Here is a 21,582-nt window from a genome sequence, read left to right as displayed (position 1 = left end):
TCGGCTTGACCTTCCAGCTACTGGAAGGTGCAGGGTCCGCGGATCAGCAAGCGGTAACGCAAGCTTTTTCGTTTCAAACCCAGGAGCGGACGGGTCATGTCAAGCAAGGACAAACAGGCACATCAATGCTGCGGCGGCCAGGAAAACGCGGGCTCCGCCGGCAGCTCAAAGCCGCAAGGCCACGATCATTCGGCGTGTACACCCGCCGCCGGCAATTCGACGGGCGGCGAGGGCGGACGGTACGATACCGTCCCTTCCGGGCATCAAGGCGCTGTCTATACATGTCCGATGCATCCGGAGGTCCGCCAAATCCAGCCAGGCTCTTGCCCCCTTTGCGGTATGGGGCTGGAACTGGAATCAGCCACTATGGATGAAGACGGGCCCAATCCGGAACTGGTCGATTTAACGCGGCGCTTCTGGATCGGCACATTCCTGACCCTACCACTCCTTGTCCTGACCATGGGGCCATTGGCCGGCTTTCCCGGCGTTCGCGAGATTTTCGGCGAACGCGCCACGCTCTGGATCGAGCTGGTTCTGGGCACTCCGGTTGTCCTCTGGTGCGGATGGCCGTTTCTTGAGCGAGGCTGGAATTCATTCCGAACGATGAATCTCAACATGTTTTCGCTCATCGCGATGGGCGTATCGGCGGCATGGATATTCAGCGTGGTTGCTGTGCTAGTGCCGGACATTTTTCCTGACGGTTTCCGCAGCGCGGACGGTCATGTCGGCGTCTATTTTGAGGCCGCTGCGGTCATCGTTGTCCTGGTCTTGCTGGGTCAGGTGATGGAGCTGCGTGCTCGCGAGGGTACCGGCAAGGCCATTCGGGCTTTGATGGATATGTCCGCCAAGACGGCGTTCGTCATTCGTCCGGATGGTTCAGAAGCCGAAATCCCGCTCGAAGACGTTCAGTTGGGCGACCATTTGCGGGTTCGGCCCGGTGACAAAGTGCCCGTGGACGGCAGGGTCGTTGAAGGGCGCTCATCAATTGATGAGAGCATGATCTCCGGCGAGCCGTTGCCAGTCGAGAAAACCACTGGCGACACAGTGACCGGAGCTACGATCAACGGCACTGGCAGCTTGGTTGTGGAGGCTACGCGCATTGGTGCCGACACAATGTTGTCCCAGATCGTGGAAATGGTCGCCAATGCCCAGCGCTCCCGCGCACCGATTCAGAAATATGCGGATCAGGTCGCCGGATTTTTTGTCCCGGCGGTCATCATCATTGCGCTTATCGCCTTTGTTGCGTGGGCGATCTGGGGACCTGCGCCCGCGCTCTCCTATGCATTGATATCGGCGGTCGCTGTTCTGATCATTGCTTGTCCCTGCGCGCTAGGACTGGCGACGCCGATGTCAATCATGACGGCGACAGGACGCGGCGCACAGGCCGGTGTCCTAATCAAGAATGCCGAAGCGCTCGAACGGTTCGAGAGAGTCGACACGCTGATTGTCGACAAGACCGGCACGCTCACGGAAGGCAAGCCGAAACTCGTCGCGATTCTGCCCGAAGCGCGAAATGATGAAGCGGAGGTCTTGCGTCTGGCTGCGTCGCTGGAGCGCGGATCAGAACATCCGCTGGCCGAAGCCATCGTTCGGGGTGCCGAAGAGCGCGGTATTTCAATCGCCAAGGCTGATGATTTCCAGGCGATCACCGGCAAGGGCGTCAAGGGAGTCGTCGAGGGCCGCGAAGTCGCGCTCGGTAATGCCCGCCTGATGTCGGATATGGGCCTTGAGAGCTCAAGGCTGGTCGAGACGGCCAATGCACGCCGAGACGACGGCGAGACGGTCATGTTCGTTGTTGTGGACGGGTTGATCGCAGGCCTCGTTAGCGTGGCGGACCCGATCAAGGAAACGACCCCGTCGGCTCTAGAGAATCTCCATGCGCTCGGCCTTCGTATCATCATGGCGACAGGCGATAACGAGCGCACGGCGAAGGCCATCGGCGCGCGCCTCGGGATCGACGAGATCCGGGCAGACGTCATGCCGGCGGACAAGGCGTCGATTATCCGCGATCTTCAGTCCGAAGGCCGCAAAGTCGCTATGGCAGGCGACGGGGTCAACGACGCGCCCGCCCTCGCCCAAGCCGATGTCGGAATCGCGATGGGCACAGGCGCAGATGTTGCCATTGAAAGCGCCGGAATTACACTTGTAAAAGGTAATCTCGACGGGATTGTCCGGGCTCGACGACTGGCGCGCGCAACAATGCGCAATATCCGACAGAATCTGTTCTTTGCACTTGTCTACAATGCATCCGGCGTGCCGGTTGCCGCGGGCCTGCTGTTCCCATTTTTCGGCATTCTCATCAGTCCGATGTTCGCTGCGTTTGCGATGAGCGCATCATCGATTTCGGTCGTGGTCAACGCATTGCGGTTGCGGAGTGCGCGGATATGACCGACAGGGGTGGTAGTTACACGCCACCGCTTGGCCATGCTTGGCTAACGCCTTTCTACGACGCGGCCATTCGCGGTTTGACGCGTGAACGTGTTTGGCGATCGTCGTTCATTGAACAGATTGCCACTTCACCGGGCGACAGGATTCTAGATGTTGGATGCGGCACTGGCTCGTTAGCGATCGCGCTAAAGCAGCAGATGCCACAGGCCGAGATTATCGGAATAGATCCCGATGAACGCGCGCTTATGCGTGCGGTTACCAAGGCAGATGGTAAAAGCCCGTCATTGCGGTTCGTCCACGGCTTTTTGTCGCGAAACATTCTCCCGCCACACTGGAGACCCACTACGATCGTTTCCAGCCTTGTGTTTCACCAAACACCATTGGAAACCAAGCGAGAGCTAATTCGCGCCATGTGTAGCCTGCTTGCGACAGGCGGCGAGATTCATATCGCGGACTACGGGACGCCGCAAAACGCTCTGATGCGCGTCTTGTTTCGCATGACCGTTCAGTTGTTGGATGGTGTCAGGGATACGCAGCCCAATGCTGACGGCGTTTTGCTGGATTTGATGTGTGAGGCAGGGCTGAGTGTCACCATTCCGCGGGTTGTTTCGACACCGACCGGTTCCATTTCACTTTACCGCGCTGTACTGAAGAACGACTAGCCGCAAGGAAGGATTGTCACGTGCCGACATCGTATACGGCTGGCAGCTTAAGTCTCGCGGGGACAATTGCCATGGGAACGGGCGTCATGATTGGCGCCGGGATATTCGCCCTGACCGGCCAAGTTGCCGAGCTGTCGGGACCGTTTTTTCCGCTCGCATTCCTGCTGGCGGCAATTATCAGCGGATTTAGTGCCTACACCTATATAAAGGTATCGAACAAATACCCATCTGCCGGCGGGATCGCGATGATCCTGAAAAAGGCTTATGGGCCGGCCACAGTCACCGGCGGCGCGGCCTTGTTGATGGCATTCTCGATGATCATCAATGAAAGCCTCGTAGCGCGGACGTTCGCAACCTACACGCTTCGGCTGTTTGATCTTGACGGCACGGAGGCGTTAGTTCCGTTGCTGGCGCTGGGGCTCATTGTATTTGCGTTTCTCGTGAATATAGCAGGCAACCAGATCATTGGTGGCATCTCGAAGGTGGCCGCCGTCGCGAAAATTGGCGGCATATTGCTGTTCGGAATTCTTGTGCTTTGGGCGGCCGGTTTCAGCTTTCAGCCCGCAAGTACCGACAGCGGCGCGACCACATCGGTTACAGGTTTTCTGGCGGGCGTCGCTCTCGCCATACTTGCCTTCAAGGGCTTCACAACAATCACCAATAGCGGCGATGAGGTGAAAAACCCGGAGCGGAATGTAGGTCGGGCGATCTCGATTTCGCTGGCGATTTGTCTGGTTGTGTACCTGGTTGTGGCATTCGCCGTTGGCTCGACTCTCTCGATCGAGGAAATCTCTCAAGCCCGGGACTATTCGCTCGCCGAAGCGGCTCGGCCGGCATTCGGTGATGCCGGCGTCTGGTTCACGGTCATTATCGCAATCATTGCTACAGCTTCCGGTGTCATTGCGAGCATTTTCGCTGTCTCGCGGATGATTGCCATGCTGACAGACATGGATCTCATACCACACAGGCATTTTGGAATGCCTGGCAACATCCAGACGCATACGCTGGTCTACACTGTGGTCGCGGCAAGTGTGTTGGCCGTCTTTTTCGACCTCGGCCGAATCGCATCCATGGGCGCGATTTTCTATCTCGTCATGGATGTGATCATCCACTGGGGTGTCTTGCGACGGATGCGGGCGGATGTCGGCGCGAACCCGGCTGTGCTGGTTTGCGCCATTTTATTTGATCTTGTTGCCCTGGGTGCGTTTCTGGTCATGAAAGCCATGAGCGACCCCCTGATCATCTTGATTTCGGTTAGCGCGATTGCGGGAATCTTCACGTTTGAAAAGCTGTATTTGTCGCGTTGGCGGAACAGAACCGATTCCCATCCAAGCGAACACGCGGATTAGGCGCAGTTTTCATACCCCCGCTCATTTAGGAACGGCGAAAGCTGACGGATTCAAGCCCTGGAAATGAGGGAATACCGTCATGAGTGCGTAAACATTTCCTCTAAATGTGTGGAGTGACCCTGTGACTGCAACAAGACTTCTGTCCGGCCTTGCGCTGGCGTTGATCCTTTTCCTGGTGCCGGTTTCGGTACTGGCTCATCCTCCCGCCGAGCATCGCGAAACCGAGAATGCAGTCGGCGAGTCGAGCGAAGCTCAGTCCGAGCCTGAATCTCGAAACGCTCACCACCCCGCCTCTCCAGACGACGACCGTCAAGATCACCCTAGCGCCCATGAGGTGCAGAACGGACAAGCTGCTGCAGACGTCGCCGGCGGGCATGCGCATTGGGGTGATCATGGTCCACAAACAGATCTCGAAAGAGCGATCGCCAAGGCGGGCGCGCTACATTCGGTTGCTGTCCACTTTCCTATAGCCCTTGTTCTGGTGGCGGCCCTGGCACATGCGATAGGCCTGACAACGGGGCGCCCCGGATATGCTGAAACCGTTCGATTCCTTGTCTGGACAGCCGCCTTTGGAGGCTTCGCTGCAGGCGTGCTGGGTTGGGCTCATGCGGGACCTGCCGCGTCGACAGAGACAGGTATCATGTCGATTCACCGCTGGTTGGGCAGTGGTTTAGCGGTCGGCCTATTCGCTTTAGCCGGCAGCGTCGAGTGGCACCGGCGCACCCAAAACGCGGTTGCTTTTTGGACCATGAACTTGATTTTGTTCTTGGCCGTTCTGGCCGTTCTCACAAACGCTTTTCTCGGCGGATCGCTGGCGCATGGCGGACTGGCGCATCTGATGGGTGGTTAGGCGAAAATGTCTGTCTATCCCGCCGATCTGCCATCACTGACCCGGCTCCGCTTCTTTGCCGCGCTGTGGGTGGTCTTCTATCATTGGCGTGAACCCTGGTCGGTCGATGTCGACGCCGTGACCTCTTTTTTCGCGATGGGCCGGTTCGGCGTTGACCTGTTCTTCATCCTGTCAGGGTTCGTGCTGGCACATGTCTATTTGACAGCGCGTGAGGAGGGGCGATTTGATTTTCCCCGTTTCATTCTTGCCCGGTTCGCCCGCATTTATCCACTACACATTGCAACAATAGCACTACTGGCGCTGGCGGTGCTGGGCGCTTGGTTCGCGGGCGTCCCATTTAGTCCGCAAGACTTTCCGCTTGCTGACTTGCCGGCCAATATCCTGATGGTTCATGCGTGGGGCTTTGCCCCCAATCCTGGCTGGAATGGCCCGTCATGGTCGATCAGCGCTGAATGGTTCGCTTATCTTGCCTTTCCGGCCTATCTGATGATCGCCTTGGCGCTATCGCGCCGGCCCATAAGCCTACTGGTGCTCGCGATCGCATTTTTTCTTGTGCTTGATCGGCTTCACATGGCCTTGTTCGCCGAGAGCCTGCCCATGGCGACTGAAAGATTTGGCGTTCTGAGAATCATTCCGGAATTTCTGATCGGGGTCGCGCTGTACCAGATCGGATGTCGTTACCGACTTGGCAGGCATGCTGCGCTCGCGGCCTTTTGGGCGAATGCTACCATATATTTGCTGTCTGCGCATTGGGCTTGGGATGACCGCATTATTGCACTTCTCGGCGCGCCGCTGATCTATTTCCTTGCCGAGCTTGATCGCCACTCCGTTCGGGGTCCGGAGTGGGATCCGATACGCTATCTCGGCGAGATATCGTATGCGATCTACATGCTCCATGTTCCGTTTTTCATGATCGCCTTCAATCTCCTGCAGGACGTGTTTGGCCTGATCGGGGCCACCATCTCGACCCTCGTCCTTTTGGCAATGATCGTGGCCATGCTGGCAGCGTCGAGTGCCACCTATGAATGGCTTGAAAAACCATCAAGACGTGCCATCCGCCGCTGGGGCGATGCGTGGCTCACAAACCATCGCGCGAAATCAGTCGCGCGCTCCAAAGGAGACTGAAATGATCAAATTTGTTGTATTGACCTTCACCGGAAGCCTTCTCGCCTCGGCACCTGCATTCGCCCACGAAGAACATGATATCGAAGCGGCACTCGAGGCCTATTCCGGTGCGCTTGCTGCAGAAGACGTAACAGAAGCCGAAGCCTGGGTCCTGGCCGAGGGTGAAGACTTCACGATCTTTGAAGGCTCGGGCACCAATATCGGCTGGGCCGACTACCGCGACCATCATCTGGCACCAGAGTTTGCCGCTGAAGGTTTTGATATCGATGTCTATGACTGGCACAGCTACGACATCGCGATTGATGGCGACCTCGCGGTTGCGACATTCACCATCCGGATGGAATATGTGTCGCATGGCGAGGCGCGTGAACGCGACGCGCATGGCACGGCAATCCTGACGCGGACTGACAATGGCTGGCGGCTGCGCCATCTCCATACATCCTGAGGAGTTTTGAAACATGACGATTGATCCGGTTGATCGACAGCTCGAGAAAATGGCCGTGACGACGCCAGAGATTGACGAACCAGCCTTTGCTGCTTCGGTCTGGCAACGCATTCACCACCGCCCGAAACGATGGCGCGAATTTGTGGACGGACTCAAATCCGTCAGCCCCGGTGTCGCATGGCGGGCCGCCCCAGCGGCCATGGCACTTGTCGTCGGCAGTGTATCCGGCGCGGCTCTGGCAACTGATCGCGATGTCGACGACCTTGCTGTGTTCACAAGCCATGCGCCTTATTCGATTTCGGCTCTGGCAGATTTACCCAAGGCGGGGTCTTGATGCTGCGGGCCGGTATCGTTGCCGTTGCCCTGGGCGTTCTCGGCGGGCTTGCGGGGGTCTGGATGGGTATCACGCTGTTTGCGTCCGATCAGGACGAAACGCCCAGCCTGCACGCTATGGTCCATCACGAATTACACCTTTCACCTGAGCAGGACGCTTTGATTGAGGAGCTGGAAACGGCTTTTGCCATTCGCCGAAACGAGCTGGAGGCACAGATGGCGGCGGCGCGTCAAGCCATGGGTGAGGCATTGCTGGAAGATCAAGAGCTTTCCGAAGGGGTCTCCATGCATGCCCAGGCGATCCACACTGCGATGGGCGAGCTCCAAGTCGAGACGCTGAGCCACATTCTGGCGATGCGGGCCGTTCTTACTGACGATCAACGCGCATCCTTCGATGTCCGACTGGCAGACGCATTTGATGCCGGGCAGTAATGCGTCTGCGTCCGATGACAATGCTGCTGATGCTGATCTCGTCGCTCAGGCCCGCAAAGGGAGGGATCAGGCGTTCAACCTGCTGATGCGGCGTCACTCACCCATGGTCGTGCGGTATTTGACGCGCCTTCTCGGGAACGTGGATGACGCCCATGACGCGGCTCAGGAGACTTTTGTCGCCCTGCATCGCAATTTGCATCGTTTCGACCCAAGCTTGTCTTTCGTGGCGTGGCTATTTCACATGGCGCGCAACAAGGGGCGTGACGCCTTGAGAAAGCGAACGGCCATGCGCTGGCTGGGCGGTGAAGATTCAATGGAGCAGTATGCAAGCACGGCACCTGCACCGGATATCGAAGTCGCCGACCGGCAGACGCTCGAGCAAGTCGAAGGTGCAATCCGGGAAATGCCGGAGGGACTGAAAACACCCTTGCTCCTGTCGGCCATCGAGGGGCTGACGCATGCGGAAATCGGCACGGTCATGGGCCTGACGGCCAAAGCAGTTGAAGTGCGGATATATCGGGCAAGGTCCAGGCTACGAGATTCCACTACAGCAAACGATGAGGGGGCTGATTAGTCCCCACGTATTCAGACACAGTTTGCGCCTGCTGGAGTTTTCGGTTTCCTCCCTCCCCCTTGGATCGAACCGTATCCCAGGCGCAAACGCTCGCACAGGTCATTAGGAGCGAATCTTGTTTTCCAGACGACATTTCTTGCAAACCTCTGCAGCACTCGGCAGCACACTCCTTGTCGGCGATATCGCCCCAGCATGGGCGCAGGGCGCCGGCGCCGCCAACTTGTCCGGTTTGCAACCGCTTTCCGGAACCGTATTCGACCTGACGATCGGCCGGTCCCAGCTGGCGATTGATGGACGAACAGGTCCGGCGATCACCGTGAACGGCCAAGTGCCGGCGCCGCTATTGCGCTGGCGCGAAGGTGATGAAATCACTCTTCGCGTTCACAACACACTTGACACGGACACGTCGATCCATTGGCACGGTATTCTATTGCCGAACGAGATGGACGGCGTTCCTGGCGTGACCTTCCCCGGCATCCGGCCGGGAGAAACCTTTACCTACCGATTCCCGCTGCGGCAGTCGGGCACGTATTGGTATCACTCCCACTCCGGGCTGCAGGAACAGCTGGGGCATTACGGCCCCATCATCATCGAGCCGCGCGGCGCAGATCCGGTAGGGTTTGACCGCGAATATATCATCGTGCTGTCCGATTACACCTTCGAGGGGCCGCATCGCGTCTTCCAGCGCCTGATGGTGTCGAGCGACACCTACAATTTTCAGCAGCGCACCGTTCCGGATTTCTTCCGCGATGCATCGCAGAACGGGTTCAGGTCCGCACTGCGCGACCGTTTGATGTGGGGACAGATGCGCATGAGTCCGACCGACATCTCCGATGTAACGGGAGCGACACTTGATTTCTTGATGAACGGGCATGGTCTCGACGACAACTGGACCGGTCTGTTTGAGCCTGGTGAGCGCGTTCGCCTGCGCTTTATCAACGCCTCGGCGATGACGTTCTTCAATGTGCGCATCCCCGGTCTGCCCATGACGGTGGTTCAGGCCGACGGTCTGGACGTCCAGCCGGTTGAAACCGATGAATTCCAGATCGGTGTGGCTGAAACCTATGATGTGGTCGTACAGCCGCGTGGAGACCGGGCCTATACGCTGATGTGCGAGACGATCGACCGCAGCGGTTATGTGCGCGGCACGCTTGCCCCGCGTTTGGGCATGGTTGCACCGGTGCCGGCCTTGCGTCCGCGCCCGACGACAACGATGCGCGATATGGGCATGGACCACGGCGCTATGACAGGTATGAACCATGGTAGCGTGGACATGGCCGAACCTGCGGCGCCCGAAATGGATCATGTTGCCATGGGGCACGGCACTGCGCCGCAATCACCAACCGATCATGTCGCAATGGGCCATGACATGGGCGGCGTGGACTCCGGGCCGCAACGCCACGACCATCGCCGCGGTCCGGGCGTGGCGAATGTTGCCATGCAACCGGTCAGCCGCCTGCATGAGCCGGGTGCGGGTCTGGAGGACGTGCCGCACCGGGCGCTCGCATACACCCAGTTGCGCAGTCTGGACCGCAATCCGGATCAACGCGCTCCGGCCCGTGAGATCGAGGTGCATCTGACCAGCAATATGGAACGCTATATGTGGTCGTTCGACGGCACCCGTTTCAGCGAGGTCGTCGAGCCGATCGAGTTCATTCAGGGCGAGCGTCTTCGCCTGACGATGGTCAATGACACGATGATGGTTCACCCGATCCATCTTCACGGCATGTTCTTCGAGGTGGTGAACGGCGAAACGTCCCACAAGCCGCGCAAACACACGATCAACGTAAAGCCGGGCGAGAAGCTATCGGTCGATGTAACGCCCGAGCATCTCGGCGACTGGGCTTTCCACTGCCACCTGCTCTACCATATGCATGCGGGCATGTTTCAGGTGGTTTCGGTGCGAGCTGGCGAGGCCCCGCCAGCACATTCCGGTCATCACATGCAGCACGGAGATCACTGATGCGCGCGATCCTTTTTGGTACCGTTGCAGTGCTCGCCACCGTGAACATTGCTCACGCGCAGGATTACGCGCACCAATTCTATCCGCCTGAGGAGATGGAGCGCTCGCTGGACGAGTTGCGCCACGAAACCGGCGGACAACGCCAGTTTTCTTTCATCGCGAACCGCATTGAGTATCGGTCTGCCAACGGATCGGAAGCGGGTTTGTGGGATATCAACGCTTGGTACGGAGGTCGGCTCAACCGCATGTGGCTTCGAAGCGAAGCCGATTACAGCCTCGACGCGGGTGCTTTCGAAGAGTTGCGCGTGGAAGCACTGTGGTCGCGTGCGATCTCTCCCTATTTCGATGTCCAAGCCGGTGTGGCTCAGGATTTTGCTTCGGGAAGCGAGCGCACCCATGCCGTCGCAGCCGTTCAGGGACTCGCGCCCTACTGGTTCGAGCTCAGTTCGCGGGCCTACCTCTCCGATCGCGGGGAGCTGACCGGCATTGCTGAAGCCGAGTACGAGCTGCTGCTGACCCAGAGACTGATCCTTCAACCGCGCGCCGAACTGGCTTGGTCGGCTGAAGACATTCCGTCACTGGAGACCGGGGCGGGACTCACCAGCCTCCAGGCCGGGCTACGCCTGCGTTATGAATTTGTCAGGCAGTTCGCTCCCTATGTGGGGATTGAATGGACGAGACAGCTGGGTGAGACCGCTGACTACACCCGTGCTGCAGGCGCCGACCCGGAATCCACAGCGATCGTGGCCGGTCTTCGTATCTGGTTCTGAAGTCTCTCAATCCAAAGGAGTACCTTGTAATGGCCAACCTTACTCTCGCGTTCGGAAGCGCTGTCTTCCTTCTGACCAGCGGATCGGCGCTCGCCGACCAGCACGGTGATCACGCCGCCAACGACAATCCGGATCGCTCGGCCTGCATGGAAATGCACGAAGCCATGATGGCCCGCCACGAGGCAGGTGAGGACCATGACACGATCATGGCGAGCTTGACCGATGAAGAGCGTGCACGCGCCGAAGCTTGCCACGAAATGATGCAAGCCATGCACGAGGAGCATCATGGCGACGGCGGTGAGGGTCACAGCGGCACTCATCAAGGTCACGACTGACCGGCTCAGACGAATTGAGCGCCTGCACCGCCGCGCACCCGGCTTGGGTTGCGCGGCGGACTGGCAAAGGGGGGGAAGGCGATGACGACATTGCTGCGCTGGACAATTCGTATTCATAAGTGGCTTGCGCTGATCGTAGGCGTCCAAATCATTCTCTGGGTGACTGGCGGCGTCGTGATGAGTGTCATCCCCATCGAACGCGTTCGCGGTGAGCACAATATCGCCGAGCCTGCCAGTGCGCCGATTGATCCGGCCACGGTGATTGCCATCGGCCAGGCCGCAGAGGCAGCATTTCCGGGCCTCCCGGTGCGCACCGCGCACCTTCAGCTCTGGCAAGGGCGGCCGGTCTGGAATGTCGTCGTGGAAGAAGGGCGCAGCCGGTTGGTGGATGCTGTCACAGGAGAGGTCATCACGCCGATCAGCCGCGATCGCGCGATCGAAATCGCGGTTGCCGATTATGCCGGCGACCCTGAAATATCCGCTGTCGAGTATTTCGAGGAACCTACCTGGGAATCGCGGCGCCCGGGGCCGACCTGGCGGATCAATTTTAATGATGGCGAAGGCACGCGGATCTACGTTTCGGAAACGTCAGGGCTGGTCGTCGCCCGCAGAAATGACGCCTGGCGGCTCTATGACTTCTTCTGGATGCTCCACATCATGGACTACCAAGAGCGCGAGAACTTCAACAATCCACTGGTGATTACCGCTGCACTTTTCGCGCTGGTGACGGTTTTTGCCGGATTCGTGCTGTTGATCCTGAGGATGCAGCGGCTACTTCGGATGGCGCTGGCCAATCGGAAAGCGCCGCGCCCGAAGAAGCACTTGAGTTAGCGATGAAAAAACTGGTGTAGCGGCACAAAAACAACTGCAATGAACCAGCCATAGGCAAATGCGCCTAGCGCGCCAAACACGAAGCCGGCTGGTGTCAACCATTCAAACCCGGGCAAAAGCGGTGCCCATGCTTCGTGCATGTGGAATTGTTCCGGAGCAAATATCCCGAACACAATACAGATCAGGTATGTGAGCAACAGGAATGTCGACAAGGTCAGACCCAGCGGAATAATCCGCAGGCGTGTGTTGTTTGTTTCTGACATGGCGTCCTCCCTCGTGTTCATGATCACTCAAATCTACGAATCGATTGGCCGGCTCCCTCAATTTTGTTTCTCTAGAAAATGAGGGATGGCATTGCCGCGCACGTAGATGCCTGAAAGGGCAGGCTGGGAGGCGAGGCCATAAACTGGAACACAATCGGAGACGCCTTCACCGGGCGCGATAATCGACTCACACTCATTCGCTTGTTTCTCGCCTCGGCGGTCATGGTGGAACACATATTTGTCGTTCCGCGAGGTATTGCTGATGGGCCAGCCGTTGCCATCAATGGCTGGTCGATAGGCTATGCCGCCGTCAGCGGGTTTTTTATTCTCAGTGGCTTCCTGATAGCAGGAAGTCTCGAACATCGCGCGAACCTCGCAAGCTATTCGGCTTCCCGAGCGCTTCGGATTTTTCCTGCGCTGATTGTTCTTGCCATTGCTTCCGTGCTGGTGATTGGACCATTGGTTACAACGGCATCCGTGCGGGACTATTGGGCCAGCCCGCAGACTTGGCTTTATCCGATCAATGTCATGCTGTTTCTCGACACATCGCAGGGGCCGCTAGGTGTGTTCGGAAACAACCCTGCACCGGGCGAGTTCTCGGCAACACTTTGGACATTGCGCTATGAAGTCCTGGCCTACATTGGCGCGGCCATTTTGTTCTTTTCAGGGATTGGACGCGGCTGGCTCGCCCATCTGGTTCTTCTGGTCGCGGCAACGGTTGGGTATCTCGCCATTGAAGCCTATTGGCCAGACAGCCCGGCAATCATTGCGCTCACACTGCGGCTGGGTGCGGCCTTCCTACTCGGAATGCTGATCTATTCAGCCCGGCACAGAATACCACTGCTGCCGATTGTAGCGCTGCTCGCTCTGCCCGCTTGGTATCTCCTCGGATCGTCGCCATTGGCCGAAACTTTTCTCAACCTGGCGCTTGCCTCAATCCTGTTCTGGTTGGCGTTCTCAAAGCTCGGTGGATTGCCGACATTCTCGCGAATGCCCGATTGGTCGTACGGCATATATATCTGGCATTACCCGATCTTTCAGATCCTCTGGGCCATGGCCGTTGCCCGGTCAGAACTCCTCCTGGTCGCGTTTGGTGTGCCATTGACACTCCTAGTAGCCGCATTGTCCTGGCATCTAATCGAGCAACCGAGCCTGACGCGGAAAGCCGCCCTGGGCCGCTGGCTCGCGGGTATAGGTAACCGGAAGAACGGAGACGGGCTTTGAGATGAAAATTCGGATGATGATGTCGCTGACGCCGCTTTTAGTCGCGGCCTGCTCGCAGCCGGAGGCCGCTACCGATCCAAGTCGGATCGACGCCGGCAACAATGTCCTGGTGGCGCAGGGTCGGGGACTCTATGCGGCGCATTGCGCTTCCTGTCACGGCTCCAATCTCGAGGGGGAAGAGAATTGGCGGCAACGCCGCGACAATGGCCGACTGCCGGCGCCGCCGCATGATGCAACCGGCCACACATGGCATCATTCCGACGAGACGCTCTTCAACATCACCAAATACGGGACTGCGGCCTTTGCGCCTGACGGCTATGAGACTGATATGATCGGGTTTGGCGATGTGATGAGCGATGAGGAAATCATCGCCACGCTCGCTTTCATCAAAAGCCAGTGGCCGGCGGAGATCCGTGAAATCCAATCCGATATCGAGTAGGATCTGCCCTAACCATTTGCAGGAGTTACGCCATTGTTTCATTCCGTCGCCCATAGCAAAAGAACGGTGATCGCAGGCCTACTGGTTTTTCTACTTTGGCCGTCTTCAGCGTATGGCCACAAAACCTTTCTTGCTTCCGATCAGACGGTTTGGGACGCCGGCGCCAACGTCACGGTGTCGCTGACCAGCGCGCTTGAATTTCCGTATATCGAGAGTGGCCCCTCCCGTGACCGGATAGCGTTCGCGTTGGTGAGGGTCGGTCAGGACGTGATTGAGGATATAGCCTATGCGGAAACGCCTACCGCTTTGCAGATAATGTTCGTACCGCAAGCGGTCGGATTCGCGACAGTGTCACTAAGTACCCACCCAAATTCCGGCGAAATCGCGCCGGAAGATGTGTCGGAATATTTCGAAGAGATCGGAGCCGGCATGGATGTGCGCGCCGCATTCGACGCCTTGCCCGGCGACCCTGCCATGATGCGCAGTTACACGAAACACGCCAAGATTTTCCTGTGTGTCGAAACCTGCGAACTGGGCGCCACGTTCGCCGCTGAGCCGGTCGGCCAGGCACTGGAGTTTGTAGCTTCGCCACAGAGTGACCGGACCTTCCGCCTACTTTGGCAGGGCGAATCCCTCCCAATGCATGATGTCGACATCTACAGCGCAGGCGGTGAGCATGAACGCGTGAGGACCAATTCGGACGGATTGCTGGAGGTCAACGCCGATTGGTCAGGTGCGATCCTGATTTCGGCGGTCTGGATCACACTGCCTGACGAACAGGGCGGCAACTATCATAGCGACCAGGCAACCCTGTCGGTAATTCTGCGCTGATGCATGTATGACTTGGGTCGCGGCCAATCAGTTTTGCTATCTTGGCCCTGTATATGAGCTACTTCGAGGAGCCGGTGCTATCGATAAAGAGAAAATTTTCGGAACAGCTAGATGACCGGTCAAAAATATATGAGAGATGTCCCAAGTGCTCTTGGTTGTTGCTTGTCCGATCCACGAATGCGAACGCCCAGAGATGTCGCGAGAATAAAGCATGACAAGTAGTCGCATCGACTTACTAGAGAATCATGTCTAGACTAGCCAAGATGAAATTTCTCAAATCATTCATATTTCTGGCCTTTTTGATTGGGTTCGGGTTTGAGACGGCCTCGGCCGTCACGCCGGGACACGATCATCATGTGGTCGAGTCGGGGCTTTACGACCAAGCCGATAGCTCCACCTCGAGCGGCACCTCGGACCGTCCTGAGAAAAACGAGAACTCAGAACATGGTCGTCACGCTCTTCATGGCTGCGGTGTGTGCCATCACGCGATAGGCTTTGGACTTGCGATTTCATCGCCATATCAGCAGCAGCTTCCTGTACGTTTCGAGCGGTTTGATGATCGAATGAATTCCCGGCCGCCTGAACCGCCCTTTACCCCTCCGATTTTTGTTTCAGCCTGAACGTAAAGCTGAACTGAAAACAACAATCGGAATCCCAAATTATGAGACATTACCCGAATGCTCAGCCGGGCTGCGGAGCTTTGGCTTTGATACTTCTTGTCATCGCTCCAATCGATGTGGCGTTCGCGCAGACTGCACCGAACCGAACAATCTATCTATCTGACGTGCTCGAAAGAGCTGTGCACGACAACCCGGTCGTGGCTGCATCATTAGCGGAAGCCGATGCACTGCAATCTGAGGCGGCCTTCGCACGACGTTGGGATAATCCTACGCTTGGCGCTGAAATCGAAGACTTCGGCGGCGATAGAAGCGGGCTGAGCGAAGCGGATACGACGCTTTCAATTAGCCAGACGGTGCCACTCGGAGGCGACCGGCAATGGGCTTACCGCGCCCAGAACGCGAGGGCTGACGCCGCGACGATAGAGGCAGCGCAGGCTCGCGCTGCGCTGTTGGCCGACACGGCGCGCGCATTCGTTGCAGCCTACTCCGCCTCACAGACACTCGTGGTCAGACAGGAATTACTTGAGACCGCCCAGCGTACGGGGAATGCCATCAATGCACGCGTCGATGCCGGCAGAGCTTCGCCCATTGAACGACGGCGCGCCGAAATATTGGTGGCGAGAGCATCCATCGCTCTTGAAGAAGCCCGACAGGCCCAAACCGGAGCGATCCAAAATCTGGCGGCACTATGGGCAGAGACAGCTCTTGTAGGCAATTTTGTCTCACCACTAGAAGAGCTGAACTTGACCGAGGTCTCAGCGATGACCGCTGACGGTGTCTTGGCAACGAATCTTCAGCTTCGCCAGCTTCGAGCCCTTTCGACAGCAAGCCGCTACCAGGTTCGCCGGGAGCAAGCGGAATCCATCCCTGATGTCACAATCGGAACCGGTATACGCCGCTTCGGCGGGAGCGATGAAGTCGCCTATCTGGCAACCATCGAGCTACCGATCCCCGTTCTTAATCAAAACCGTGACGGCATCAGGGCGGCGCTCTCCCGCGAGAACGGCGCGCGACTAGATGAGGAAGCTGCCAGACGCACGATTCTGGGCAGCTATGCACGTGCAGCCGCGCGATTGGCCAGAGCACAAACTTCTCTAGTTCAGCTTGAAGAAAGTGTGCTTCCGGCTTCGAATTCGGCATTTGTCGCAGCCCAAGAGGCCTATGGCGAAGGTGCCATAGATATTCTCGACCTGCTCGACATCCAACGCACCTATTTCGACGTCCGTATCGATGTGATCTCAGCTCAAACCGAACTGGCCGAAGCCGCGATCGATATCGATCTGCTCGCCGGCGCACCGATGCTGCACGCATTGGCGTCCGCAAATGGTGAGGAGGGCTAATCATGAGACATTCACTCAAAGCAATTCTTGCAATCGGCCTGATCTCCATATTCCTATCCGGGTGCCTTCCGGGAGACGACGCGGCGTCGGAAAACGCCGCGGCGGTGCAACCATCCGAAGCTGACACACATGAAGGCGGGGGAGACGGTCATGACGAGCATGCCGAAACCGCATCGCTTCACCTGACCCAAGCGCAGATCGACGAGCTTGGAATCTCTGTCGAGCCGACCGATCTGGGCGTCGTAGCAGGCATCATCGAACTTCCAGGAGAAGTCGGCTTTAACCGTGACCGGTTGGCACACGTGACGCCGCGCGTTTCCGGCATCGTACGTTCAGTCGAAGTCACCGAAGGCGATCTCGTTCAAGCGGGTGATATCCTTGCTGTGCTCGATAGTCGGGAACTGGCGAATACAATCGCTGATTATCTGGCGGCTCGCACTCGGCTCAATCTCGCGCAGCGGTCCTTTGATCGCGAAGAACGACTCTGGGAGCGTCAGATTTCCGCGGAACAGGACTTCCTGCAAGCGCAACAAGCGCTCGAAGAAGCGCGCATACTTGTACGCAATATCAGCCAACAGCTCGATGCTCTGGGAATTTCCCATACTCAACGTGCCAATCTTGGCACGCCAACGGATCGACCGCTCACGCAGTATGAAGTGACGGCACCGATTTCCGGGACAATCATCGAACGCCACGCCGTCCTGGGTGAGGTGGTTGAAGAAGGTTCGCAGCCACCCGCCTTCATCATCGCCGACACCCGTTCGGTGTGGATCGACGCTGCAGTCTACGGCGCAGACCTTGGCAGGCTGCGCGCTGGAGCCGCGGTAACGATCGCTCCTTCCGATGGTGGGCTGCCGATTGATTCAACAATTGCTTTCATAAGTCCGCAGCTTGGCGAGCGGACGAGAACCGGGCGAGCACGCATCATCGTCGATGACATTGGCGACAGGTTACGACCTGGAACCTTTGTGACCGTAGAGGCGGCTGCGGCAAACACGCGGCCTGTACTCCGTGTGCCGGTTTCCGCGCTTCAGACGATTGATGGCGAGCAGGTGGTGTTTGTTCGCACCGATGAGGGCTTTGACGTCCGCACGGTCAGCATCGGCGAGCGCACTGATACGTACGCGGAAATTCTATCCGGCCTCCAGCACGGTGAACCCATTGCCGTCAGCGGCACCTTCACACTGAAAGCGGAACTACAAAAAGAGGAGTTTGATGATGGTCACGCCCACTAATCAATCGAACCCGTCTTCGGCCATGTCCCTGTTTCTCAAACGTGTATCCGGCGGCAAACTATTGGCTGCCTTGGCGTTCGTGCTCGTCGTCGTCGCAGGGGTTTGGACTTTCCGTTCGATGCCTGTCGATGCTTTCCCGGACGTGACGCCGACACTGGTTCAAGTTTTCACCGAGACAGAAGGTCTCGCGCCTGAAGAAGTTGAACGTTATGTGACCTTCCCGATCGAAACCTCAATGAACGGCCTTCCTCGCCTCCGAGAAGTCCGGTCTACCTCGAATTTCGGCCTCTCCGTGGTGAATATCTACTTCGAGGACGGTGTGGACATCTATTGGGCACGCCAGCTTGTTGGCGAACGCCTGCAGTTGGCGCGCGAGGAAATACCCGGCGGGTTCGGTGATCCGCAAATGGGGCCGATCACGACCGGATTGGGACAGATCCTGTTCTATTTTCTCGAAACAAGCGACGAAACGCTTGATGGCGTTGCGCTCAGGACGTTGCAGGATTGGCAAGTAAAATTCGACCTGCAGACCGTAAGAGGCGTGACGGAAATCCTCTCGCTTGGAGGGTATGAACAACAATATCAGATCAACGTGCTGCCCGAAGCGTTGCTCCGATATCAGCTTTCGATCGCGGACATCATCTCCGCGGTAGAAACCAATAATGCCAACGCCGGCGCTCAATTCCTCGTCGAGAATAGCGAACAATACACGGTCCGCGCGGTCGGACTCGCCAGCGGTGTTCACGACCTTGCTGACATCGTCGTCGCCGTTGAAGATTCCATTCCTATCCGCATTCGTGATGTCGCCAATGTTGAGATTGGAGGGGCTCCCCGACAAGGCTTGGCAACGATGAACGGCACAGGCGAAATCGTCGCCGGTCTGGTTCTCAAGCTCATGGGTGCCAATACCAACGAAGTCATTTCGTTGGTGCACGAACGCATGGAGCGTATCAACGCCGCCCTGCCGCCCGGCGTGCGTGCGGTGCCGTATTATGACCAGTCGGAGCTGGTCAATGCGGCGGTCTCGACAATGACAACAGCGCTATGGCAGGGCGCGCTACTCGTTGCCGTCGTCCTCTTTCTCTTCCTTAGAGGGTGGAGGCCGAGCTTGATCGTTGTCGCGTCCATTCCGTTTTCGGTCGCGTTCGCTCTGGTCGCGATGCAATTGTTCGGGGTCTCAGCAAATCTGATGTCGCTGGGTGGCATTGCCATTGCCATCGGCATGATGGTCGACGGTGCTGTGGTGATCGTCGAAAATGCGAACCGAGCGCTTGCCGCTGCAAACGGCGACGACAGCAAGCTCCGAGTCGTAGCTATAGCCTGCGCCGAGGTTCTCCAACCGCTGATCTTCGCCATTCTGATTGTCATGGTCGTGTTCGTCCCCATCCTTACGCTTCAAGGCGTGGAGGGACGTACATTCAGACCGCTGGCCTTTGCGGTCGTTTTTGCCATGATGGGCTCGCTAGTATTTGCTGTGTTCTTGGCCCCTGCTGCATCTGCTGCTGGATTGCGCGCCAATGCCGCGAAAAACGACCGCGAAAATGACACGACCGGGTTCTACGAAAGTAGATTTGGCCCCGTCGTACGGTACTTCGTGGAGCACAGGTCAATAGCGCTCGGATTGGCGGCAGCAATACTGCTCGCTGGAGCCATCGTCTTTCCGCGTCTCGGCTCGGAGTTCACACCGCGAATGAATGAGGGTGACCTCCTGGTCAGGCTTACAATGGCGCCGTCCATTGCTTTGCCCGAGGCCAGAGAAACCGTGACCCGCTTCGAACAGCAATTGTTGAACGATTTTCCCGAAGTTGAACGCGTCGTTACGCGTGTTGGCCGTGGCGAAGTCGGAGCCCATGCTGACCCGGTTAACAGTGCCGAAGCATTTGTTGCCCTTCGTCCGCGAAGCCAATGGACGTCCGCATCCAACCAAGCCGATTTGCTATCCCTGATGAGCGAGCATTTTGAAGACTTCGCGGGCGCTCGCTTTAACTTCACTCAGCCCATTGCCGCGGCAACAGACGAGCTGCTGACCGGAACCAAGGCTGATCTCGCGATCAAACTGTTCGGCGAAGATGCAAACGTTCTCGAGGCCTATGCCGGCGAGATCGCCGAAGTCATTCGCTCAATTGACGGAGCCGCTGACGTACAAACCGATCAAATGACGGGTGCACCTCAAATGCGGATCACCGTTGATCGCGAAGCGATCAGTCGTTTCGGCCTCAATGTTGAGGACGTGTTGTCAGTGGTCCGCACGGCGGTGGGAGGTAGCGAAGCCGGGCAGGTGTTCGAAGGGGTTCGTCGCTTCGACATCATCGTCCGCTACCGTGAAGCTGACCGACTCAATGCAGAGCGTATCAGCCGAATCATCATCAACGGGCCGGGTGGAGAGGTGATCCCCCTAAGCCAGGTGGCAGCCGTCGAACGCATTGAAGGACCGCGGCAGATCACACGTGAAAACGGTCAGCGTTACATCACCGTTCAAACCAATGTGCGTGATCGCGACATTGGTACTTTCGTTCGTGAGGGGCAGGATGCCGTGGCGTCTCAAATTGAGCTTCCACCAGGGTATTTCGTTGAATGGGGTGGTCAATTTGAGTTGCAACAACAGGCTAACGCACGATTCGCAATCGTCATCCCGGTGACGCTGGGCATCGTTTTCCTCTTGCTCTTGTTCAGCTTCGGAAGGCTGAAAAGCGCACTCTTGATTTTGGCCAATATTCCGCTCGCACTGGTAGGCGGCGTCATTGCCCTTTGGCTGACAGGACAAAATCTGTCAGTGCCAGCATCGGTTGGCTTCATCGCTCTGTTCGGAATTGCTCTTGGGAACGGGATGGTGCTCGTATCCTTTCTGGATCGTTTCGCCAGAGAGCGCACTGACATCGACGTTTTCAGCGTCGAGGCAGCAGCGCGACGGGCCCAACCAGTTCTAATGACGGCAACGACGACTGGGCTTGGCCTGATGCCGTTGCTCTTTGCTTCCGGTATCGGGCCTGAGGTTCAGCGTCCCTTGGCCGCTGTGGTTATTGGCGGGCTGGCAACCTCAACCATTTTGACGTTGCTTGTGATTCCTGCTGTGTACAAATGGTTCGCGCCTAGACGCTAGCGAGATGAAATGACGGCGGCCTCGGTCGCCGTCAATTCAGGCCAACTTTGTGCCCGGACAGGCACCGCGAATGATCGAACAGGCTCGTGACGACCTCGCAGCTGCCCACTCTGCCGCCTGCACACCCGTCGATCATGCGTTTTAGTTCTCGTTCGAGAATGCGCAGCTGTTCGATCCGCTTCTGTGTCGCCGCAAGGTGCCGGCGAGCCAACTCATCGGCTCGGGCACAATCGGTGCCTGGATTCTCCTGCAGATCGATCAGGTCACGTATCGCCTCGATCGAAAAACCGAGGTCACGCGCATGCCGGATAAACCCAAGTAAATCTACTGACGTTTGATCGTAAACCCGGCGACCGCTTTCTACCCGCATGGGTTCCGGCATCAGTCCAACGCTCTCATAATAGCGGATAGTCGTCACTTTGACGCCGGATATTTCCGCTGCTCTGCCGATACTGAATTCAATTGTCATTTTT

At 57.7% G+C, this 21,582-nt stretch carries 22 protein-coding genes; 20 read left to right on the top strand and 2 right to left on the bottom strand.

Translation table 11 applies throughout. The features are described 5' to 3' along the window. The first annotated feature begins 96 nt into the window (after positions 1-96). The 13 genes from ACO079_RS08480 to ACO079_RS08420 all read left to right on the top strand — a co-directional run bounded on the left by ACO079_RS08480 (position 97) and on the right by ACO079_RS08420 (position 12,057). Positions 97-2,388 (top strand): copper-transporting P-type ATPase, encoded by a 2,292-nt coding sequence (locus tag ACO079_RS08480; RefSeq protein WP_421789231.1) that lies wholly within the window; start codon positions 97-99, stop codon positions 2,386-2,388. Then, on the top strand, positions 2,385-3,050 hold the full coding sequence (locus ACO079_RS08475) for a class I SAM-dependent methyltransferase (RefSeq protein ID WP_421789229.1): 666 nt from the start codon (positions 2,385-2,387) through the stop codon (positions 3,048-3,050). The genes ACO079_RS08480 and ACO079_RS08475 overlap by 4 nt, the downstream gene beginning before the upstream one ends. A 71-nt stretch (positions 3,051-3,121) precedes the next feature. Then, positions 3,122-4,399, top strand: a complete 1,278-nt coding sequence (locus ACO079_RS08470) for an APC family permease (protein WP_421789227.1) — start codon at positions 3,122-3,124, stop codon at positions 4,397-4,399. Between the two features lie 121 nt (positions 4,400-4,520). Beyond that, positions 4,521-5,249: a DUF2231 domain-containing protein gene (locus ACO079_RS08465; RefSeq protein ID WP_421789226.1), complete on the top strand. Its 729-nt coding sequence runs from the start codon at positions 4,521-4,523 to the stop codon at positions 5,247-5,249. A 6-nt stretch (positions 5,250-5,255) separates the two neighbouring features. Then, positions 5,256-6,374: an acyltransferase family protein gene (locus tag ACO079_RS08460; protein WP_421789224.1), complete on the top strand. Its 1,119-nt coding sequence runs from the start codon at positions 5,256-5,258 to the stop codon at positions 6,372-6,374. A gap of 1 nt (position 6,375) precedes the next feature. Next, positions 6,376-6,819 (top strand): nuclear transport factor 2 family protein, encoded by a 444-nt coding sequence (locus ACO079_RS08455; protein ID WP_421789222.1) that lies wholly within the window; start codon positions 6,376-6,378, stop codon positions 6,817-6,819. A gap of 13 nt (positions 6,820-6,832) precedes the next feature. Then, positions 6,833-7,153, top strand: a complete 321-nt coding sequence (locus ACO079_RS08450; protein WP_421789220.1) for a hypothetical protein — start codon at positions 6,833-6,835, stop codon at positions 7,151-7,153. Continuing rightward, positions 7,153-7,584 (top strand): periplasmic heavy metal sensor, encoded by a 432-nt coding sequence (locus tag ACO079_RS08445; protein WP_421789218.1) that lies wholly within the window; start codon positions 7,153-7,155, stop codon positions 7,582-7,584. Before ACO079_RS08450 ends, ACO079_RS08445 begins: the two co-directional genes overlap by 1 nt. Beyond that, positions 7,547-8,158 carry an RNA polymerase sigma factor gene (locus tag ACO079_RS08440; protein ID WP_421789216.1) on the top strand — a complete coding sequence of 204 codons (612 nt, stop codon included), beginning with the start codon at positions 7,547-7,549 and terminating at the stop codon, positions 8,156-8,158. Before ACO079_RS08445 ends, ACO079_RS08440 begins: the two co-directional genes overlap by 38 nt. Positions 8,159-8,273: 115 nt before the next feature. Then, entirely contained in the window at positions 8,274-10,121 is a 1,848-nt protein-coding gene (locus tag ACO079_RS08435) for a copper resistance system multicopper oxidase (RefSeq protein WP_421789214.1), read from the top strand. After that, positions 10,121-10,891, top strand: a complete 771-nt coding sequence (locus ACO079_RS08430; RefSeq protein ID WP_421789212.1) for a copper resistance protein B — start codon at positions 10,121-10,123, stop codon at positions 10,889-10,891. Before ACO079_RS08435 ends, ACO079_RS08430 begins: the two co-directional genes overlap by 1 nt. Positions 10,892-10,920: 29 nt before the next feature. Continuing rightward, entirely contained in the window at positions 10,921-11,226 is a 306-nt protein-coding gene (locus ACO079_RS08425; protein WP_421789210.1) for a hypothetical protein, read from the top strand. A gap of 81 nt (positions 11,227-11,307) precedes the next feature. Then, positions 11,308-12,057, top strand: a complete 750-nt coding sequence (locus ACO079_RS08420; RefSeq protein ID WP_421789208.1) for a PepSY domain-containing protein — start codon at positions 11,308-11,310, stop codon at positions 12,055-12,057. Here ACO079_RS08420 and ACO079_RS08415 read toward each other — a convergent pair. Continuing rightward, positions 12,054-12,320: a DUF5676 family membrane protein gene (locus tag ACO079_RS08415; protein ID WP_421789206.1), complete on the bottom strand. Its 267-nt coding sequence runs from the start codon at positions 12,318-12,320 to the stop codon at positions 12,054-12,056. The genes ACO079_RS08420 and ACO079_RS08415 overlap by 4 nt on opposite strands. A gap of 225 nt (positions 12,321-12,545) precedes the next feature. Between ACO079_RS08415 and ACO079_RS08410 the strand changes: the two genes are divergently transcribed. The 7 genes from ACO079_RS08410 to ACO079_RS08380 all read left to right on the top strand — a co-directional run bounded on the left by ACO079_RS08410 (position 12,546) and on the right by ACO079_RS08380 (position 21,109). Next, positions 12,546-13,544 (top strand): acyltransferase family protein, encoded by a 999-nt coding sequence (locus ACO079_RS08410; protein WP_421789204.1) that lies wholly within the window; start codon positions 12,546-12,548, stop codon positions 13,542-13,544. A 1-nt stretch (position 13,545) separates the two neighbouring features. Beyond that, positions 13,546-13,983 carry a c-type cytochrome gene (locus tag ACO079_RS08405; RefSeq protein WP_421789202.1) on the top strand — a complete coding sequence of 146 codons (438 nt, stop codon included), beginning with the start codon at positions 13,546-13,548 and terminating at the stop codon, positions 13,981-13,983. Between the two features lie 66 nt (positions 13,984-14,049). Continuing rightward, positions 14,050-14,814 (top strand): DUF4198 domain-containing protein, encoded by a 765-nt coding sequence (locus ACO079_RS08400; protein WP_421789201.1) that lies wholly within the window; start codon positions 14,050-14,052, stop codon positions 14,812-14,814. Positions 14,815-15,077: 263 nt separating this feature from the next. Further along, positions 15,078-15,434 (top strand): hypothetical protein, encoded by a 357-nt coding sequence (locus ACO079_RS08395; protein WP_421789200.1) that lies wholly within the window; start codon positions 15,078-15,080, stop codon positions 15,432-15,434. An 86-nt stretch (positions 15,435-15,520) separates the two neighbouring features. Beyond that, the gene (locus ACO079_RS08390) at positions 15,521-16,774 is read left to right on the top strand and encodes a TolC family protein (protein ID WP_421789199.1); all 1,254 of its coding nucleotides are present in this window, start codon (positions 15,521-15,523) and stop codon (positions 16,772-16,774) included. A 2-nt stretch (positions 16,775-16,776) separates the two neighbouring features. Continuing rightward, on the top strand, positions 16,777-18,009 hold the full coding sequence (locus ACO079_RS08385; RefSeq protein WP_421789197.1) for an efflux RND transporter periplasmic adaptor subunit: 1,233 nt from the start codon (positions 16,777-16,779) through the stop codon (positions 18,007-18,009). Then, positions 17,993-21,109 (top strand): efflux RND transporter permease subunit, encoded by a 3,117-nt coding sequence (locus tag ACO079_RS08380; RefSeq protein ID WP_421792934.1) that lies wholly within the window; start codon positions 17,993-17,995, stop codon positions 21,107-21,109. The genes ACO079_RS08385 and ACO079_RS08380 overlap by 17 nt, the downstream gene beginning before the upstream one ends. A gap of 31 nt (positions 21,110-21,140) precedes the next feature. On the opposite strand, the gene ACO079_RS08375 is transcribed toward ACO079_RS08380, so the two are convergent. Further along, positions 21,141-21,578, bottom strand: a complete 438-nt coding sequence (locus ACO079_RS08375; RefSeq protein ID WP_421789196.1) for a MerR family transcriptional regulator — start codon at positions 21,576-21,578, stop codon at positions 21,141-21,143. Between the last annotated feature and the right edge of the window lie 4 nt (positions 21,579-21,582).

Origin of the sequence: Hyphobacterium sp., assembly GCF_965228115.1 — a bacterium.
Classification (GTDB): domain Bacteria; phylum Pseudomonadota; class Alphaproteobacteria; order Caulobacterales; family Maricaulaceae; genus Hyphobacterium.
The sequence above is the reverse complement of the archived record's forward strand: the minus strand, read 5'-3'. Positions and strand labels throughout refer to the sequence as shown.

Coding starts and splice junctions, on each gene's coding strand:
- ACO079_RS08480 (WP_421789231.1), top strand. CDS start 97: ATGTCAAGCAAGGACAAACAGGCACATCAATGCTGCGGCGGCCAGGAA.
- ACO079_RS08475 (WP_421789229.1), top strand. CDS start 2,385: ATGACCGACAGGGGTGGTAGTTACACGCCACCGCTTGGCCATGCTTGG.
- ACO079_RS08420 (WP_421789208.1), top strand. CDS start 11,308: ATGACGACATTGCTGCGCTGGACAATTCGTATTCATAAGTGGCTTGCG.
- ACO079_RS08430 (WP_421789212.1), top strand. CDS start 10,121: ATGCGCGCGATCCTTTTTGGTACCGTTGCAGTGCTCGCCACCGTGAAC.
- ACO079_RS08460 (WP_421789224.1), top strand. CDS start 5,256: ATGTCTGTCTATCCCGCCGATCTGCCATCACTGACCCGGCTCCGCTTC.
- ACO079_RS08470 (WP_421789227.1), top strand. CDS start 3,122: ATGGGAACGGGCGTCATGATTGGCGCCGGGATATTCGCCCTGACCGGC.
- ACO079_RS08455 (WP_421789222.1), top strand. CDS start 6,376: ATGATCAAATTTGTTGTATTGACCTTCACCGGAAGCCTTCTCGCCTCG.
- ACO079_RS08440 (WP_421789216.1), top strand. CDS start 7,547: ATGTCCGACTGGCAGACGCATTTGATGCCGGGCAGTAATGCGTCTGCG.
- ACO079_RS08450 (WP_421789220.1), top strand. CDS start 6,833: ATGACGATTGATCCGGTTGATCGACAGCTCGAGAAAATGGCCGTGACG.
- ACO079_RS08375 (WP_421789196.1), bottom strand. CDS start 21,578: ATGACAATTGAATTCAGTATCGGCAGAGCAGCGGAAATATCCGGCGTC.
- ACO079_RS08395 (WP_421789200.1), top strand. CDS start 15,078: ATGAAATTTCTCAAATCATTCATATTTCTGGCCTTTTTGATTGGGTTC.
- ACO079_RS08415 (WP_421789206.1), bottom strand. CDS start 12,320: ATGTCAGAAACAAACAACACACGCCTGCGGATTATTCCGCTGGGTCTG.
- ACO079_RS08380 (WP_421792934.1), top strand. CDS start 17,993: ATGGTCACGCCCACTAATCAATCGAACCCGTCTTCGGCCATGTCCCTG.
- ACO079_RS08405 (WP_421789202.1), top strand. CDS start 13,546: ATGAAAATTCGGATGATGATGTCGCTGACGCCGCTTTTAGTCGCGGCC.
- ACO079_RS08425 (WP_421789210.1), top strand. CDS start 10,921: ATGGCCAACCTTACTCTCGCGTTCGGAAGCGCTGTCTTCCTTCTGACC.
- ACO079_RS08385 (WP_421789197.1), top strand. CDS start 16,777: ATGAGACATTCACTCAAAGCAATTCTTGCAATCGGCCTGATCTCCATA.
- ACO079_RS08445 (WP_421789218.1), top strand. CDS start 7,153: ATGCTGCGGGCCGGTATCGTTGCCGTTGCCCTGGGCGTTCTCGGCGGG.